Genomic DNA, 17,884 nt, shown 5'->3' on the forward strand with positions numbered 1-17,884 from the left:
CCTTGCCGCTCAGCCGGCGAGGAGCGTGTCGGCATTCAGCGCCAGGTGCTGCAGCAGGATAATGGTTTTGGCATCCATGATCTCGCCATCGCGAATGGCCTGCAGCGCCCGCGCCAGCGGCCACTCCAGCACTTCAATGTCCTCACCTTCCGCCGCCAGCCCGCCGCCGTCTCCCTGCCGGTCATCGGCCTGATATTCGGCGATAAAAAAGTAGAGTTTTTCGGTGACAGATCCGGGGCTCATAAAGACGGTGAAGAGGGGCTCGATGCGCGTCACCCGAAAGCCGGTCTCCTCTTCCGCTTCGGCAACGATCCGCGCCTCCGGCGAGGCGTTATCCAACAGCCCGGCCGCCGCTTCAATGAGATATCCGTCGTGACCGTGAGTAAACACCGGAAAACGGAACTGACGGGTCAGGACCACCGTCCGCTTTTCCCGGTTGTAGAGTAAAATGACCGCGCCGTTGCCGCGATCGTAGGCCTCGCGGCTCTGCTCCTGCCAGCGTCCGTCCCGGCGCTGCAGTTCAAAGGTATATTTTTTCAGCGTGTACCAGTTATCAGAGAGCAGCGTCTCGCGAACGTGTCGGACGTGCGGTGCGTGAGTTTGCATGTTATATCCCCTTTCAGATGACAGCAGGCACCATAACATGCATAATCGTGCATAAACAAGATCACTCGTGAAGGAAAAATCATGCTCGCCAGTCAACGAAAACAGCAAATCCTGCAGATCCTTGCGGAGGAAAAACAGGTGATGTCCGGGGAGCTGAGCCAACGGTTTAACGTCTCTGAGGACTCCATTCGCCGCGATCTGCGCGAGCTGGCGGCGGAAGGAAAACTGCAGCGGGTCCACGGTGGGGCGCTGCCGGTCTCTGCCGCCATCGCCCCTATTGAAACACGCAAAAGCGTGCAAATCGCCTCCAAACAGGCGGTGGCGCGCGCTGCCGCCGGCCTGATCCAGCCTGGACAGGTGGTGATTGTCGATGGCGGCACCACCACCGCGGCGATGATCGGCTTATTACCCGCCGACCTCAGCTGCACGGTGGTCACTCACAGCCCCGGCATCGCCGTGGCGCTGGTCGATCACCCGCGAATCGAGGTGATCCTGCTCGGCGGCAAAGTGTTTAAGCATTCGGTTGTCGCCGTCGGCCCCGAAACGCTGGAAGCAATGGCGCGGATCAACGCCGATGTGTTCTTTATGGGGGTGACCGGCGTCCACCCGCGAGCGGGTTTTACCACCGGTGATTATGAAGAGGCAGGCATCAAGCGCGCGCTGGCGGCCAGGGCCGCGGAAACCGTGGTGATGGCCTCCCGGGAAAAGCTCAACGCCGCGTCGGCCTTTGCCATCGGCGAGCTGAACCTCGCCAGTACGCTTATCGTCGATGGGGAGCCCGACGCCGCGCTGCGCCAGCGGCTGGTGCAGAGCGGCGTGGAGATCGTCCCCGTTCAGCGGTCGCGCTGACGGGGCGTGGCGCTTAGTTGCCGCCGGACGTCCGGCGCTGCAGCTGGTCGCGCAGGTTCGGCGGGGTGCCCTTAATGGTCAGGGTATCGGTGGCGGGATCCCAGAATACGCGTTCGCCCAGCAGCATCGCGTCGAAGTTAATGGTCAAACCGCCGCCGCTGCCGGCAAACTTGGTCAGCTGACGTAAGGTGCTGCGATCCGCCGGGAAGCTCTCTTCCAGCTCGTAGCCCTGCTCGGCGGTGAACTCCTGGAAGCTCTTTTCGCTGACGCCGGCAAGCTCTTTGGACAGCGACTCCAGCTCAATCTCTTCCCCGGCCTGCAGCTGTTCATTGCAGTAAGCATAGACCTGCTGACGCACATTCTGTCGCTCGGATTTATCAAGCTGCGCGTCGGCGGCAAAGTCATCCACCGCCTGCAGCAGGCCGCGGTTCTGCGCTTTGGCGTTGAGACCTTCGCTGGCGCCGAGGAAATCCATGAAGAAATCGGCCACTTTGCGCCCCACCCGCCCTTTCAGGAAGGTCAGGTAGCGGGTCGACTCCGGATTGGTTTCCCACTCGGTCAGATCGATGCGCGCGACGATATCGGCATGGTTAATATCCAGATAATGGGTCGAGCGGATATCCAGCTCTTCGTTGACGCGCATGCTGCTGAGGTTATTGAGCACCGCCACCAGCAGATACTCGACCGCCAGGTAACGATACTGACAGAAGAGGACAATGCCCCCTTCGGCGAACGGGTATTTCGCCAGCTCATCGCGCAGGCGGCCGGTCGCCGCGCGGCTGAACGCCAGAAACTCCTCTTCCCCCTGACGCTGCAGGCGCAGCGCCTGCGCCAGTTCGCTCTCTTCATTGAACAAGCCATAGGCTTTGCTTTTGGCGCTATAAACCCGGTGCAGTTCAGCCATCATCTCGACGACCGTCGCGTTCGGCTCCAGCAGTGACTCGCGCAGCACCAGCTCCAGATTTTGTTCATCACGTTTGATTAACTGATGCAGGGCAATCTGGTCGATATCCAGACTCATGTTAAACTCTCCTTTTAGACCGGGCGGTATTCAACCACCGCCGGGTTGCCGACGCAACTGGCACCACACATTTCGACGTCATGACTGACGATCGGTGCGCTTTTGCGCCGCGGCGAAAAAATGCGGAAAAAAAGCTGCTGCTACGGTAATATGTTGCCCTTTCACGAACAAACAGATTTTGAGTTTATGCCGCAAATTTCCCGCTATAGCGATCAACAGGTCGAACAGTTGCTCAGCGAGCTGACGAACGTCCTGGAATCACACAAAGCCCCGGTTGACCTTTCACTGATGGTGTTAGGCAATATGGTGACCAACCTGATCAACAGTAGCGTCGCGCCGGCGCAGCGTCAGGCCATCGCCCGTTCTTTCGCGCAGGCTTTGCAATCTTCGATTAACGACGATCCAGCGCATTAAGGATAACAGCAACAGTATATGGTGACTCTACGTCAGCCCTACCGAGAAAAAGTCTCCCAGATGGTTAGCTGGGGGCACTGGTTCGCCCTGTTCAACATGTTGTTGGCCATGGTGCTCGGCAGCCGCTACCTTTTTGTCGCCGACTGGCCGACGACGCTTGCCGGACGACTCTTTTCGTACGTCAGTCTCGTCGGGCACTTCAGCTTCCTGGTGTTTACCAGCTATGTGCTGATCCTCTTTCCGTTGACCTTTATCGTGGTCTCGCAGCGCCTGATGCGCTTCCTGTCGGTGATCCTTGCCACCGCCGGGATGACGCTGCTGCTGATAGACAGCGAGGTCTTTACCCGCTTTCATCTTCATTTAAACCCGGTGGTCTGGGAGCTGGTCATCAACCCTGACCAGAATGAGATGGCGCGCGACTGGCAGCTGATGTTTATCAGCGTCCCGGTCATCTTTTTGATTGAAATGCTCTTCGCCACCTGGAGCTGGCAAAAGCTGCGCAGCCTGACGCGTCGCCGCCATTATGCCCGCCCGGTCGCCTGGTTCTTCTTTTTGTCGTTCATCAGCAGCCACCTGGTCTATATCTGGGCGGATGCCAATTTTTATCGCCCGATCACCATGCAGCGAGCGAATCTACCGCTTTCTTATCCGATGACCGCCCGACGTTTCCTTGAGAAACATGGCCTGCTCGACGCCCAGGATTATCAGCGTCGCCTGGTGGAGCAAGGGGCGCCGGAGGCGGTATCGGTCCAGTATCCGCTCAGTAACCTGCGCTACCGCGACCTTGGCGCGGGCTATAACGTGCTACTGATCACCGTCGACAACCTGAACTACTCGCGGTTTGAAAAAACGATGCCGGCGCTGGCGGCGTTTGCCAAAGAAAACGTGAATTTTACCCAGCATATGAGCTCGGGCAATACTGCCGACAGCGGCCTGTTTGGCCTGTTCTACGGCATTTCGCCAGGCTATATGGACGGTGTCCTCTCGGCGCGTATTCCCGCGGCGCTGATCACCGCTCTCAACCAGCAGGGCTACCAGCTGGGCCTGTTCTCTTCCGATGGGTTTAGCAGCCCGCTGTATCGCCAGGCGCTGCTCTCCGACTTCTCGCTGCCGAGCGCGAAGACCCAGAGCGACGAGCAGACCGCCAATCAGTGGATCGGCTGGCTGGACCGTTACGCGCAGGATGAGAATCGCTGGTTCTCGTGGGTCTCGCTCAATGGCACCACCCTCGACGATACGCAGCAGCAGGGCTTTGTCCGCCGTTATAGCAAGGCGGCAGGCGACGTTGATGCCCAGATCGATCGGGTGCTGACCGCGCTGCGCGAAGCCGGCAAGCTCGATAATACGGTGGTCATTATCACCGGCGGCCACGGCAAGCCGCTTAACGTCAAACACGACCCGTTTGACTGGTCGCGCGAGCAGCTGCAGGTGCCGCTGGTTATTCACTGGCCGGGCACGCCGGCCCAGGAAATTGCCACCCTGACCGATAACAAAGATGTGATGACCACGCTGATGCAGCGCCTGCTTCACGTGTCGACGCCGGCCAATGAGTATTCGCAGGGGGAAGATCTGTTCAGCGCCGCGCGGCGTCGGAACTGGGTCACCGCGGCCAACGGCGATACGCTGGCCATTACCACCCCGGCTATCACCGTGGTCCTCAACCATAACGGCACCTATACCACCTGGAGCCGCGACGGCGAGAAAATCAAAGATCAGAAACCGCAGCTCAGCCTGTTGCTGCAGGTCCTGACCGATGAAAAACGCTTTATCGCTAACTGATTGATTAATTATGAATCAATCGCGCGCGACCCGCTTGCATTCGCCTGGGGAACGGGTAATATTGTTCCCCACGCGTCGGCACGTAGCGCAGCCTGGTAGCGCACCGTCATGGGGTGTCGGGGGTCGGAGGTTCAAATCCTCTCGTGCCGACCAAAAACCCCTGAGAAACCAGCCTTTTAAGGCTGGTTTTTTTATGCCCCTCTTTTACGCCTGTTCCCCTCAGCTCGTTGAATTTGTGCCCTTTCCGCACCACAGCGTATAGAGTACGACTATCCTGATGGTAAATTACGTCGTAGCATCTATTATTCGACCGTATGACTCATAAGCAGGAGCGGATGACATGAGAGTTAATGGACTTACCAAAGGATTTTTCATCCTTATCGTCTTCATTGTAACCCTGGCCTTTTTTGATGTTCTCTCACCCTATTATTCCGCCATCCTCTGGGCCGCCATCCTCGCGGTAATTTTCAATCCGGTCAAAAACAAGATGCGCACCCGCCTCGGCGAACGTAACGGCCTTGCGGCGCTGATGACCATCGTCATTATCTGCCTTATCGTGTTCACGCCGCTGGCGATTATCCTGTCGTCACTGGCCTACGAGCTGAACGTGGTGTACAGCAAACTGCAGCATAACGATACCCAGTTCCCGACGGTGGTCGCCAGCCTGATCGCCCACCTCCCCGGCTGGGCCAGAAGCTTCCTCGCCGAACATAACCTGGATAGCGCGCAGCAGATCCAGCAGCAGCTCTCCGATGTCGCCCTGAAAGGCGGCCAGTATCTGGCCGGCAGCGCGTTTCTGATTGGTAAAGGCACCTTTGGCTTCACCGTCAGCTTCGGCATTATGCTCTACCTGCTGTTCTTCCTGCTGAAGGATGGCCCTCACCTGGTGCTGTTGATCCTCGAATCTCTGCCGTTATCCAGCTACGTGAAGCAGCACCTGTTCGCTAAGTTCGCCGCGGTGGCTCGCGCCACGGTAAAAGGCACCGTCGCCGTGGCGCTGGCGCAGGGGGCGCTGGGCGGCTTTGCCTTCTGGATCGCCGGTCTGGACGGCAGCATTCTCTGGGGCGCGCTGATGGCGTTCCTGTCGCTTATCCCGGCGGTAGGCTCGGCCATTATCTGGGTGCCGGCGGCGATTTACCTGTTTGCCACCGGCCAGCTGTGGCAGGGCGCCTTTATCGTCGGCTTCTTTGTCATTGTGATTGGCCTGGTGGACAACATTCTGCGTCCGCTGCTGGTGGGCAAGGATACCAGGATGCCGGACTATCTGATCCTCATCGCCACCCTCGGCGGCATGGAGATCTACGGTATTAACGGCTTTGTTATCGGCCCGCTGATCGCCGCCTTGTTTATCGCCTGCTGGAATTTGCTGTCGGGGCGGGAACACGCTGGCAACACTGATGAAATCGATGAAGAATTTATTGAGGAAGCGAAAAATAGCCGTAATGAATAATTTCACCGGCAGGCCTCTGGCGGCCTGCCAGCGCCCCTGTTGCGCTCTGCGCGGCCGACGTCTTACCAGTAGATAACACTATTCATTTTGCAAAAATTGGTAAATAAATCTTAACATTTAGCAAAGTGATGATAGGCTATCTTTGTCAGGAACGAAAATAAAGGATGATCAACCGTGAAAAAAATCACTACGCTAGCCGTTTCTCTGCTGACCGCCGCCTGCATGTCCGCCGGCGCCCTGGCCGCAGACCAGCCGCTGGAAAAAGTCGCGCCGTTCCCGAAAGCGGAAAAAGGCATGAAGCGTCAGGTTATTCAGCTGCCGCAGCAGCAGGATGAATCGGCGCTGAAGGTTGAGCTGATGATCGGCCAGACGCTGGAAGTTGACTGCAACCACCATCGTCTTGGCGGGGAGCTGGAAAGCAAAACCCTGGAAGGCTGGGGTTATGACTACTATGTTTTTGATAAGCTGAGCGGCCCGGTATCCACCATGATGGCCTGCCCGGACGGCAAGAAAACGAAGAAATTTGTGACTGCCGGCCTCGGCGATGACGCCATGCTGCGCTACAACAGCAAGCTGCCGATCGTCGTCTACACGCCGACCAATGTCGATGTGAAATATCGCATCTGGCGCGCGGAGGAGACTATCGGTAACGCCGAGGTCCGCTAAGGCGCGCCATTAAAACGGCAATAAAAAAACGGCAGCCCGCAGGCTGCCGTTTTTGTCAGAGCGCGATATCCGCTATCGGCTTGCCGCCGCTCAGCGGCTTCAGCTCCGCCTGCGGGGCTTTATCCATCGCGGCGGCTGGCTCATATTTCAGCTCGAGCACTTCACTGGTCCACGCCAGCGCTTTCTCAATCTCCGCCGGGTTGCCATCAAGGCGAATACCGTAGGTCGGGATGATCGCCTTCAGCCTGGCCTGCCATTCCGGCGAATTAACTTTGTCCTTAAACACTTTTTCCATCAGCTGCAGCATGATAGGCGCCGCGGTGGAAGCGCCTGGCGATGCGCCGAGCAGCGCCGCGACGGTGCCTTCGTCATCGCTGACCACTTCGGTGCCCAGGCGGAGTACCCCGCCCTTCTTCGCATCGCGCTTGATGATCTGCACGCGCTGACCGGCCTGCCACAACCGCCAGTCCTCTTTCCGCGCTTCCGGATAGTATTCGCACAGCGCGGCCAGACGATCTTTATCTTTCTGCATCACCTGGCTAATCAGATATTTCACCAGATCGAAGTTGTCCAGGCCGACGTTGAGCATCGGCAGGATATTCGAGGTATTGGTCGAGGCCAGCAGATCCCACAGCGAACCGTTCTTCAGGAAGCGGGTCGAGAAGGTCGCGAACGGCCCGAACAGCACCACGCGTTTACCGTCGATAATACGGGTATCGATGTGCGGCACCGACATCGGCGGCGCGCCCACTTCGGCCTGGCCGTAAACCTTCGCCAGATGGTGGTTTACCACCTCCGGATTTTCGCAGACCAGGAACTGGCCGCCGACCGGGAAGCCCGCATACTCTTTGGCCTGTGGAATGCCGGTTTCCTGCAGCAGGGTCAGCGCCGCGCCGCCGGCGCCGATAAAGATAAATTTGGCTTTGATAACCCGCTTCTGACGACGGTTGTCGGCATCCGCGAGGGTGACCGTCCAGCTCTTGTCGGCGTTGCGCTTGAAGCGACGTACCACGGTGCCCAACTGGAGGGAGAAATTATCATGCTTTTGCAGGCTGGCGATCAGCTGGCGGGTGATTTCGCCATAGTTGACGTCGGTTCCCACTTCCGTACGGGTAGCGGCCACTTTTTGCAGCGGGTCGCGGCCTTCCATCACCAGCGGCGCCCAGGCTTTGATCTGCTGATGGTCTTCAGAGTAACGAATGCCGCGGAACAGTTCGCTCTGCTGCAGCGCTGCATAGCGCGCGCGCAGGAAGTTGACGTTATCTTCGCCCCACACAAAGCTCATGTGCGGCACGCTGTTAATGAATGATTTTGGTTTGTTCAGGACGCCGCGCGTCACCTGATGCGCCCAGAACTGACGTGAGATGTGGAAGGCTTCGTTGATGTCGACCGCTTTGTCGATATTGATGCCGTTGGCGGTCTGCGGCGTGTAGTTCAGCTCCATCAGCGCCGCGTGGCCGGTCCCCGCATTGTTCCACCCGTTTGAGCTCTCTTCCGCCACGCTGGACATCTGCTCAACCATGGTAATAGACCAGTCTGGCTCAAGCTCCTGCAGCCAGGTTCCCAGTGTGGCGCTCATAATGCCGCCGCCAATCAACAATACATCCGTCTCTTGCTCATGGCGGGTGTTGGTCCGAGTGCTGTTGGGACCAACCGCCTGTGAGCGTGGTACGGCCATCTTTTTATTCATCGGATTTGAGCCTTACTTTACTCGCTGTTTTTATTTAGCGCAGGTGATACGATTCTCACCCCTCACGTTACCACCGAAGCTCAAAAATTTAAATATTGTTTAAATTTTAAGTTCTGTTTTGAGATCCGTTATAAAAATGTTTAATAAATGTATACAGCAAATCACTTTTTGTACTGGTGCGCTGGTAGATTCCGCGCTATCATCCCTGGTTTTGTGACAGACCGCACGGAAGCAGGGTCTGACACCGCTCCTCCTTTTTTTATAAGCTGCGAACTTTTTTTATGCCTCCAGTTTCTGACTCCGCCGCTTCCGGCAACCTGCGCACCATCCTCCGTTCTCCGTCGCTGCTGACGCGCGAAGCCCTGGCCGGCGTGCTCACCGCCCTGGCGTTAATCCCGGAAGTGATTTCGTTTTCTGTCATCGCCGGCGTTGACCCGCAGGTGAGCCTGATTGCTTCCGTGGTGCTCTGTCTGGCGATGTCGCTACTCGGCGGACGCCCGGCGATGGTCACCGCGGCCGCGGGCTCAGTAGCGCTGGTCATTGGCCCGATGGTGCATCAGCACGGCGTGGGTTACATTCTGCCAGCCGTCATTCTGGCGGGTATTATTCAAATTTTGTTTGGTCTGTGCGGCATGGCGCGCCTGATGCGCTTTATCCCCCCGGCGGTGATGACCGGGTTCGTCAACGCCCTCGGGATCCTGATTTTCTTTGCCCAGGTGCCGCACTTCTGGAGCCGTCAGCCGCTCATCGTCGGCCTGTTTGTCCTCACGCTGCTTATCGTCCTGTGGGCGCCGCGCTTTATTAAGGCTATCCCGGCGCCGCTGATCGCCATCGTCGCGCTCACTCTCTATACCGTCACCACCGGCCAGCTGCTGCCGACCGTCGGCGATGAAGGCTCGATGAGCGGCGGCCTGCCGGGATTCACCGCCCTGACCGTTCCCCTCAATCTTGCCACGCTGCAGATTATCTGGCCGTGCGCCCTCAGCATCGCCTTTGTCGGCCTGATGGAGTCTTTGCTGACGGCTAAGCTGGTGGATGACCTGACCCATACGCCGTCGAATAAATCGCGGGAGAGCGCCGGGCTGGGTATCGCCAACATCCTCGCCGGCTGTTATGGCGGTATCGCGGGCTGCGCGATGATCGGCCAGACCATCGTTAACGTGGAAATGGGCAAAGCCCGCAGCCGTCTCTCTACGGCGATCGCCGGTCTGGTGCTACTCCTGCTGGTGACAGCGCTCAGCCAGGTGATGGCGAAGATCCCGATGGCGGTCCTGGCCGGGGTGATGGTGATCGTGGCGGTGAAGACCTTTAGCTGGCACAGCATTCGCCCGGGCGAGCTGGCGCGCAATCCGTGGCCGGAAACGCTGGTGATGCTGGTGACCGTCGCCGCGACGGTGGGAACCAGCAATCTGGCGATTGGCGTGCTGGCGGGGATCGTCGCGATGGCGATCATCCCCCGCCGCCTGCGGGCAAAAGCGCAGGCTACATCAGAAACAGCGTCGCCAGCCCCAGAAAAATAAAGAAGCCGCCGGTGTCGGTGATAGCGGTGATCATCACGCTGGAGCCGACCGCCGGGTCGCGGCCCAGCTTCACCATGACCATCGGGATGATGACGCCCATCATCGCCGCCATCAGCAGGTTGAGCATCATGGCCAGCGTCATCACTCCGCCAAGCTGCGGATCGTCATACAGCCACCAGGTGATGCCCCCCATGATCCCGCCCCACACCAGGCCATTAATCAGCGCAACGCCCATTTCACGCAGGATCAGGAAGGTAAAGCTGCCGGGCTGGATCTGCTGCAGCGCCATCGCCCGGACGATCATGGTGATCGTCTGGTTGCCGGTATTGCCGCCGATCCCGGCGACGATCGGCATCAGCGAGGCCAGCGCCACCAGCTGAGAAATGGTGTGTTCGAAGCCGTCGATGACCCTGGATGCGATAAACGCCGTACACAGGTTGACCGCCAGCCACGCCCAGCGCGTTTTTACCGCCTTGCTGACCGGGGCGAAGACATCTTCTTCATCGCTCAGACCGCCCATCCGCCGCAGATCGTTGTCGGTCTCTTCATAGACCACATCGACGATCTCATCGATAGTCAGACGGCCGATCAGCTTACCATCGGCATCGATAACGGCGGCGCTGAGCAAGTCATCACGTTCGAAGGTGCGCGCCACCTTCTCAGCCTCTTCGTGCGGCTGAAAGGTGACCGGATCGCCCTCCATCACCTCCCCCACCCGCTTCTGCGCATCGTTGAGCAGAATGGTCTGCAGCTCCAGCTCGCCGAGCAGCAGCTTATTGCGGGTGGTGACAAACAGTTTGTCGGTGTTCTCCGGCATTTTACCGAGACGCCGCAAATAGCGCTGGACCGCCGCCAGGGTGGCCTCCGGCCGCACCGTAATGACCTCAAACTCCATGATCGACCCGACGCTGTTGTCGGCGTAGCGCATGATCTGGCGAATACGGGCGCGCTTCTCGGCCGGCAGGGTCGCCAGCAACCGTCCGGTCAGGTTGCGCGGCAGATGCTGCAGCAGGTAAACCTGTTCATCGATATCCAGCGGCTGCATCGCCTGCAGCAGCTCGTGGTCGCTCATCTTATCGATGAGGTCGCCCCAGACGTTTTCTGAGGCTTCCAGCAGCACTTCGCCGCGTTTATCGTCGGGCACCTGGCACCACAGCGCGGTGCGGGCGTCATAGGGAAGCGCTTCCAGCGCATCGGCGAGATCCGGCGGCGGCAGATGCGAGACCAGGATTTCCACTTCGGCCAGGTCATCGGCGAGCGTACCTTCATCGTAACGTTCTGCCAGCGTCAGTTTGCCCAGCAGCGCAGAGGTCACCGCTTTATCGGTGCTCAACAGCCAAATCAGACGGGCGCGCTCTTCGTCACGCAAGCGGGCGCTTTTTTTATGCAAAACGGACATCGGTCGGGCAATCCTTTTGAGAATAGTGAGCCGGCCTGCGGGCCGGAAGCCTTAAGCATAGCGCGAGGAGGGGGAAATAATAACCGTCAGCAATGTAGACGCTGAAAATTTCAGCGGCGCCCGGGCTTTCCCCGGGCGCGCAGCGTGAATCAGGCCGTGCGGGCCACCGCATCGCGGGAGGCCTGCGCTCGCTCTTCGCCGGTGAGCTCTGACAGCTGCCCGGCACGCATCTCCAGCAGGCGATCGGCGTGCTGGAAGTAGTGATCGTCATGGCTGATGGCGAACACGGTTTTCCCCATCTGCTTCATCAACGGCAGCAGGACCTGGTAGAACTCGCGGCGGAAATGCGGATCCTGATCCGCCGCCCATTCATCCAGCAGAATGATATCCCGGGACTCGGCCAGCGCCAGCAGGAGCGCCACGCGCTTCTTCTGCCCTTTCGACAGCCGCAGGTCGCCGATCTTACCGTTTTCCAGCTGCAGCTTGTGGGCCATTTGCAGACGCTCCAGCCACGTTGCCACCAGCGCCGGATCGGCCTCCTCGCCCTGCGGCCCGAGCAGACGGTCGAACAGCCAGACGTCGGTAAACACGGCGGAGAACAGTTTGCGGTACGCCTCCGGTTTATCCGCCGCCAGCGGCTGGCCGTCCACCAGAATCTGACCGGAAACCGGCTGATACAGGCCGGTCAGGAGCATCGCCAGGGTTGACTTGCCGCTGCCGTTGCCGCCGATCAGAAACACCAGTTCGCCGCGTTTTAGCGTCAGATTAAGCGGCCCTACCGCAAAGCGATGGTCCGGATAATGGAAAGTGACATCGCGCAGCTCCAGCGTCTGCCAGTCAGCCTGCGGCTGCGGCCGGGGGAAATCGGCCCGGTAAGGGGCGAGGGAGAACTGGCGCAGCTTGTTGAACGCCACCTGGGCGCTCAGCAGCGTGGGCAGCGCGCCGACGGCGGAGAGCAGCGGCGTGCGCAAAAACAGCAGCGTCAGGGAGTAGGTCGCCGCCACGGCGGTATCGGCCCAGCCGAGGCTGTTGGCCATCCAGAACACCAGCCCGATGGCGCCAAGCATCATAATATTCGACCAGTTGACCGCGCTGAGGTGGAAGGTATCGGCGCGAACGATGTGGTGCCGGTATTCACGGGCGTCCGGGAGGTAGAGCTGATTAAACACATACTCCGCGCGCTCGCGGTTGAGGGTCAGCTCTTTGCGCCCTTCCAGCACCGTCTGGTAGTCGTGATAGAGCTTATCTTCCGTTTCGCGCAGGCTGGCCATATGTCTGTAGACCCGCGACACCAGCACAAAACCGCCCCAAATGGTGAGCGCCATCCACAGGGCCGTCACCAGCATCATTTTTCCTGACAGCCAGGCCAGATAAGCGGCGGAGCCGAAGGTGAGAATGATCCCCTGCACCAGCTCAGGGAGGCGTACAAAGGCGATGGTAATATTGCGGATATCGCTGGTCAGCCCGGCAAGCAGCGACGCGCTGCCGATCTTCTCCACCTGTTCAATCTGGGTATCGAGGATGCGTTTCACAAACTCGCCGCGCAGGCGATAAACAAAATGATGGCCGAGGGTGGTCAACGCCAGCTGCGAGCCCAGGGTCACCGCCATCAACAGCCCCAGCAGGCCAAGAAATTCCGGCAGCACCCGCAGCGAGGTATCGACAGTGGCGATCAGGCGCAGGTTAATAAAGGCGATTAAGCCGATACCCAGCGCGGCGCTGAGCAGGCTGAGGGCAATAACGCCCAGAAACGGCCAGCGATACTGGCGCCAGACGAGAGAAAGAAGTTCCATAACAGGCTATCCGGAAAAGCAAAACAGCCAGCAGTTTAAACGGCTCGCCGGTGACATCAAGAATAATTCTTATTTTAATCGCCGGGACGGCCCGCCTGCCGAAAGGTGAGGTTATATCGACAGTCTCCGGTCTCGGGATGATGGCCCGCTTTCAGCGGCTGAACGCCATGATAAAACAGGCGCGACTCCCCGCCCCAGACCACCACATCGCCATGCTCCAGCAGCAGCCGCTGCAGCGGGTCGCTGCGCTGCAACCCGCCAAACTGAAAGATGGCCGGCACGCCCAACGAGACCGAGACGATCGGCGCCCGCAGATCCTGTTCATCTTTATCCTGATGCAACGACAGCTTTGCGCCGGGCTGGTAGCGGTTAATCAGACAGGCGTCGGGGGAAAAGTCCGGATAGCCGCCGGCCGCGGCTGCCGCCAGCGCCAGTTCACGGAATACGGCCGGCATCGGCGGCCAGGTATGATGAGTTACCGGGTCGACCGGGGCGTAGAGGTAGCCGTGGCGATCGGTGGTCCAGCCCAGCCGGCCGCAGTTGGTCATCGCTACCGACATGGTGTACCCGCCCGGCGTGACCATCCGGCGAAACGGCGACTGACGGGCGACGTCGGCAATCGCCTGCAGAAGCCCCGGAGCGCGCTCGCGGGCAAAGCGCCGAAGGACCACCGCGCCGGGGGCCAGCGGCTCCTGCCACGGTGGGGTATCGCTAAACAGATCGAGCATTACTCCTCCTCTCGTTGCGCCTCGCGCGCCAGCAGCTGCGCTTTTCGCGCGGTTCCCCAGCGATAACCGGACAGCGCGCCATTCTCACGCACCACCCGATGGCAGGGAACGATCACCGCCAGCGAATTCGCCGCGCAGGCGCCGGCCACGGCTCTTACCGCCCGCGGCTGGCCAATATGCTCCGCCACCTGGCGGTAGCTGCGGGTCTCGCCCGCCGGGATCTGCCGCAGCGCCTGCCAGACCTGCAGCTGGAACGCGGTGCCCTGCAGATCCAGCGGCAGCGACACCGGCCGCCGGCTGTCGTCGAGGTGGGCGAAAATCTCCGCCATCTGACGACGAAACTCAGGGTCGCCCTGGCGCAGCTCGGCGCGGGGAAAGCGTTGGCGCAGATCGTCGAGCAATGCAGCATCGTTATCACCCGGCAGCACGGCGCAGACGCCGCGTTCGCTTTGCGCCACCAGGCAGCGGCCCAGCGCGCAGTCGCCCGTCGTCCAGGTCACCACGGCGGCGGCGCCGCCGCGGCGAAACTGGCTGGCGGTCATCCCTAAGGCGGCATCGGCCTGGCGATAATAGCTGCTGCTGTCGGGGAAGCCGGCCGCCAGCGCGGCGCGGGTCACCGGTTTCCCCTGCTCCAGCGCCTCGCGCAGGCGTCGCGCGCGCCACGCCTGCTGCCAGGCTTTGGGGGTCATACCGGTCACGGATTTGAATAAACGGTGGAAATGAAACGGGCTGACCGCCAGCTCGCGCGCCAGCGCCTCGAGGGTCAGGGGCGCCTCCTGCTCCAGCAAGCGACAGGCCTGCGCCACTTTATCGATCCTTTGCTGCTGCGGGCAGTCTTTATCCGGCTGGCAGCGTTTGCAGGGGCGGAATCCCGCCGCCACGGCAGCAGCGACGTCAGCAAAAAAGCGCACGTTTTCCCGCCGCGCGCGCCGCGAGCGGCAGGAGGGACGGCAGCAGATGCCGGTGGTCAGTACCGCAAAGACGAACTGACCATCGGCCCGGGTATCACGCTCGCAGACCGCCTGCCAGCGGCGGTCATCGGTATCGGCAACTATCGGTTTCATCACGGGTCTCCTGCTGTAAGTGTATCCTCAGTCTGTGGTAAAGCCCGCCGCAAAAAACCCGCAATCTTGCTTTTTAATTTTTTTCGCCGACGAGGAAGGTACGGAACTGCGGCGACATCCAGGTTTTAAAGCCCTCCCCCTCTTTGACGATCATGTAGACTGCCAGCCCTTGCTCGCGCACCACCTGCTGCGCTTTTTCCGGCCCCAGCACCATCAGCCCGGTATCCCAGCCGTCCGCCTCCAGCGCCGTTGGCGCAATAACGGTCACCGAGACCAGCTTATGGGTTATCGGCTGCCCGGTCTGCGGGTCGATGACGTGTGAGATACGTTTCCCGTCGAGTTCATAGTAGTTGCGATAGCTGCCGGAGGTGCTGATGCCGTGGCCATTGATGTCGACAATCGCCTGAACGGCGTTTTCCCGGTCGGTCGGTTTCTGGATCGCCACCCGCCAGGGCTTGCCTTCGCCATTCATCCCGCGGCTGACCAGCGCCCCGCCCACCGACACCAGATAGCGGGAGATCCCCTCCTGCTCCATCAAGCGCGCAAGGTGGTCGGCGGCATAGCCTTCCCCCACGGTGGAGAGGTCGACAAACAGATCGGGAATATCTTTTTGCAGGAACTGCCTGCCGCTCTGATTGATAACCTGCAGATGCTGCAGGCCGGTGCGCGCTTTCGCCGCGGCGATCGCCTGCGCATCCGGGGTGGCGACCGGCTGTTTATCCGGGCCAAAGCCCCACAGATTGACCAGCGGCCCCACGGTGATGTCCATCGCGCCGTCCGTTTTGGCGCCAATCCGCAGCGACAGGGTCACGATGTCCGCCATCGCTTCGCTCACCGGCCAGGGCCGGGTATCCGCCGCGTGGTTGAAACGCATCAGCGCCGAGTCGTTTTTCCAGGTCGACAGCAGGCGATCGTCGGCGTCCAGCTGGGCCTGAACCTTGGCGCGCAGCGCCTGGGCCTTTGCCTCATCCACGCCGATAACGCTGACCCGCCAGAAGGTGCCCATCGTTTTACCATCCAGTACGGTGGCCGTTGAAGCGGGTGTCGCGGGAGTGGTGGCTGAATCGCAGCCAGAGAACAGTACGCAGGCGCCCAACAGCGCGGCGCGAAAGAAAGTCATATCCATTAATCGAGGCTCCTCTTACCAGGGCGACAAGAGTATACCAGCGAGGTTAAACCAGACATAAAAAAAGGCGCCAGAGGCGCCTTTTTGTTATACAGCTTGCAACTTAGAACTGGTAAACCAGGCCCAGTGCAACCACGTCGTCGGTAGAGATACCGGCGTTGCGGGTGAAGCTGTTGTCGTCCAGCAGGTTGATTTTGTAGTCAACATAGGTGGACATGTTTTTGTTGAAGTAGTAGGTCGCGCCAACGTCAACATATTTCAGGATGTCCTGGTCGCCGTAGCCTTCCAGATCCTTACCTTTAGACTGCAGGTAAGCAACGGACGGACGCAGACCGAAGTCGAACTGGTACTGAGCAACCACTTCGAAGTTCTGCGCTTTGTTAGCAAAGCCCAGAGAACCAGCGCGGGTCGCGTTGTAGGTCTGGGTGTACTGAGTGGCCAGGTAGATGTTGTTCGCGTCGTATTTCAGGCCGCCGGTGTAGGTTTCAGCGTTGTCGCCACGACCCAGTGCCAGCTTGCTGTTCTGGTCGCCAAGACGTTTGGAGTTAGAGTATGCGAAACCAGCGCTGATGCCATCAAAGATGTCATAAGTCAGAGAGGTACCGTAACCGTCGCCGTTCTGTTTCAGAGCGGTACGACCGTTGTTGGTCGGAGACAGAGCGCCTTCACCGCTCGGGCTGCCGTTTTTACCCTGGTACTGCAGAGCAAAGTTCAGGCCGTCAACCAGACCGAAGAAGTCAGAGTTACGGTAGGTTGCAACGCCGTTAGCACGAGACTGCAGGAAGTTGTCAGAACCGTAGGTGTCGCCGCCGAATTCCGGCAGAACGTCGGTCCAGGACGTTACGTCGTATACTACGCCGTAGTTACGACCGTAGTCGAAAGAGCCCGCATCGCCAAATTTCAGACCGGCGAATGCCAGACGAGTCCAGGCCTGATCGCTGGAGCTTTCAGTGTTGTTCGCCTGAACGTTGTATTCCCACTGGCCGTAACCGGTCAGCTGGTCGTTGATCTGAGTTTCGCCTTTCACGCCTACACGCATGTAGGTCTGGTCGCCGTCGACGCTCTTGTCGTCAGAGAAGTAGTGCAGACCGTCAATTTTACCGTACAGATCTAATTTGTTGCCGTCTTTGTTATAAATTTCAGCCGCATTTGCTGCGCCTGCTACCAGCAGAGCCGGTACCAGGAGGGACAGTACTTTAACTTTCATGTTATTAACCCTCTGTTTGTTATATGCCTTTTATTATGCCACTGCTTACTGATTACCCTTCTAATCAGTCGGCTATTTCATTGTGCTGCAAAATGCAGAATAATCCAACAAGAATATGATACTAAAACTTCTAAGATGTTTCAAAGTTCCCACAAGATGTTTCAATTTGTAAATGCAGCGGAACTTTTTTTCACCCCAAAATGGCCAGGGAAATACGCACTAATAATCAAAAAAATTATTTAGCCATTGAAAATCAATATGATATACAAAACCAAGCCTATAGCACTGAATGGTAAAACAAAATGATCATTGGTGACTAAAATAAGAGTCGCTATCATCATTAACTTTATTTATTACCGTCATTCAGTTCTGAATGTCTGTTTACCCCTATTTCAACCGGATGCCTCGCATCCGGTTTTTTTTACCCTTCTTTACACAACTTTAATTTATCTGTGCTACAGCCAATGATTCCCTAACGACTATTAATCAATCAATTAGGCCGCCTTTCGTGCTTATTCTGCCAATGTCTTGTTATTTCGTGCGATTCTTCGCTTTTGTTTCTGCCAATATCG

15 protein-coding genes and 1 tRNA gene are annotated in these 17,884 nt (G+C 58.9%); 7 read left to right on the forward strand and 9 right to left on the reverse strand.

The features are described from left to right. Positions 1-9: 9 nt before the first annotated feature. On the reverse strand, positions 10-606 hold the full coding sequence (locus tag K5R89_RS09680; protein WP_032453543.1) for an NUDIX domain-containing protein: 597 nt from the start codon (positions 604-606) through the stop codon (positions 10-12). Positions 607-687: 81 nt separating this feature from the next. Between K5R89_RS09680 and K5R89_RS09685 the strand changes: the two genes are divergently transcribed. Continuing rightward, positions 688-1,455, forward strand: a complete 768-nt coding sequence (locus K5R89_RS09685; protein ID WP_049013174.1) for a DeoR/GlpR family DNA-binding transcription regulator — start codon at positions 688-690, stop codon at positions 1,453-1,455. 13 nt (positions 1,456-1,468) lie between these two features. On the opposite strand, the gene yejK is transcribed toward K5R89_RS09685, so the two are convergent. Further along, positions 1,469-2,476 (reverse strand): nucleoid-associated protein YejK, encoded by a 1,008-nt coding sequence (gene yejK, locus K5R89_RS09690; protein ID WP_004144267.1) that lies wholly within the window; start codon positions 2,474-2,476, stop codon positions 1,469-1,471. 186 nt (positions 2,477-2,662) lie between these two features. On the opposite strand from yejK, the gene K5R89_RS09695 reads away from it, so the two are divergent. From K5R89_RS09695 to eco, 5 genes are all read left to right on the forward strand, one after another. Then, positions 2,663-2,890 carry a YejL family protein gene (locus tag K5R89_RS09695; protein ID WP_004195346.1) on the forward strand — a complete coding sequence of 76 codons (228 nt, stop codon included), beginning with the start codon at positions 2,663-2,665 and terminating at the stop codon, positions 2,888-2,890. An 18-nt stretch (positions 2,891-2,908) separates the two neighbouring features. Then, positions 2,909-4,669: an LPS biosynthesis-modulating metalloenzyme YejM gene (gene yejM / locus K5R89_RS09700; RefSeq protein WP_049013176.1), complete on the forward strand. Its 1,761-nt coding sequence runs from the start codon at positions 2,909-2,911 to the stop codon at positions 4,667-4,669. Positions 4,670-4,745: 76 nt separating this feature from the next. Beyond that, a tRNA-Pro gene (locus K5R89_RS09705) sits at positions 4,746-4,822 on the forward strand. A 187-nt stretch (positions 4,823-5,009) separates the two neighbouring features. Further along, positions 5,010-6,119 carry an AI-2E family transporter gene (locus K5R89_RS09710; RefSeq protein WP_048336221.1) on the forward strand — a complete coding sequence of 370 codons (1,110 nt, stop codon included), beginning with the start codon at positions 5,010-5,012 and terminating at the stop codon, positions 6,117-6,119. A 174-nt stretch (positions 6,120-6,293) separates the two neighbouring features. Then, positions 6,294-6,785, forward strand: coding sequence for a serine protease inhibitor ecotin (eco, locus tag K5R89_RS09715; RefSeq protein WP_023290474.1), 492 nt, complete (start codon positions 6,294-6,296; stop codon positions 6,783-6,785). 55 nt (positions 6,786-6,840) lie between these two features. Here the strand turns inward: eco and mqo are convergent, their stop codons facing one another. After that, positions 6,841-8,475: a malate dehydrogenase (quinone) gene (gene mqo / locus K5R89_RS09720; protein WP_023290475.1), complete on the reverse strand. Its 1,635-nt coding sequence runs from the start codon at positions 8,473-8,475 to the stop codon at positions 6,841-6,843. A gap of 281 nt (positions 8,476-8,756) precedes the next feature. Between mqo and K5R89_RS09725 the strand changes: the two genes are divergently transcribed. Beyond that, positions 8,757-9,995, forward strand: a complete 1,239-nt coding sequence (locus K5R89_RS09725; protein ID WP_023290476.1) for a SulP family inorganic anion transporter — start codon at positions 8,757-8,759, stop codon at positions 9,993-9,995. Here the strand turns inward: K5R89_RS09725 and mgtE are convergent. The 6 genes from mgtE to K5R89_RS09755 form a co-directional block, all read right to left on the reverse strand. Beyond that, on the reverse strand, positions 9,958-11,394 hold the full coding sequence (mgtE, locus tag K5R89_RS09730; protein ID WP_023290477.1) for a magnesium transporter: 1,437 nt from the start codon (positions 11,392-11,394) through the stop codon (positions 9,958-9,960). The two genes, K5R89_RS09725 and mgtE, sit on opposite strands and share 38 nt — an antisense overlap. 149 nt (positions 11,395-11,543) lie before the next feature. Further along, positions 11,544-13,187, reverse strand: a complete 1,644-nt coding sequence (locus K5R89_RS09735) for a multidrug ABC transporter permease/ATP-binding protein (protein ID WP_072420976.1) — start codon at positions 13,185-13,187, stop codon at positions 11,544-11,546. Positions 13,188-13,261: 74 nt separating this feature from the next. Then, positions 13,262-13,915: a DNA oxidative demethylase AlkB gene (gene alkB / locus K5R89_RS09740; protein WP_087827415.1), complete on the reverse strand. Its 654-nt coding sequence runs from the start codon at positions 13,913-13,915 to the stop codon at positions 13,262-13,264. After that, positions 13,915-14,979, reverse strand: coding sequence for a bifunctional DNA-binding transcriptional regulator/O6-methylguanine-DNA methyltransferase Ada (gene ada / locus K5R89_RS09745; protein ID WP_023290480.1), 1,065 nt, complete (start codon positions 14,977-14,979; stop codon positions 13,915-13,917). Before ada ends, alkB begins: the two co-directional genes overlap by 1 nt. Positions 14,980-15,052: 73 nt before the next feature. Beyond that, positions 15,053-16,105 carry an FAD:protein FMN transferase ApbE gene (gene apbE / locus K5R89_RS09750; RefSeq protein WP_023290481.1) on the reverse strand — a complete coding sequence of 351 codons (1,053 nt, stop codon included), beginning with the start codon at positions 16,103-16,105 and terminating at the stop codon, positions 15,053-15,055. Positions 16,106-16,208: 103 nt separating this feature from the next. Next, on the reverse strand, positions 16,209-17,312 hold the full coding sequence (locus K5R89_RS09755) for an OmpK36 porin (RefSeq protein ID WP_032453553.1): 1,104 nt from the start codon (positions 17,310-17,312) through the stop codon (positions 16,209-16,211). Between the last annotated feature and the right edge of the window lie 572 nt (positions 17,313-17,884).

Origin of the sequence: Klebsiella sp. TF21-TM, from assembly GCF_019753495.1 — a bacterium.
GTDB classification, from domain to species: Bacteria; Pseudomonadota; Gammaproteobacteria; order Enterobacterales; family Enterobacteriaceae; genus Klebsiella; species Klebsiella quasipneumoniae.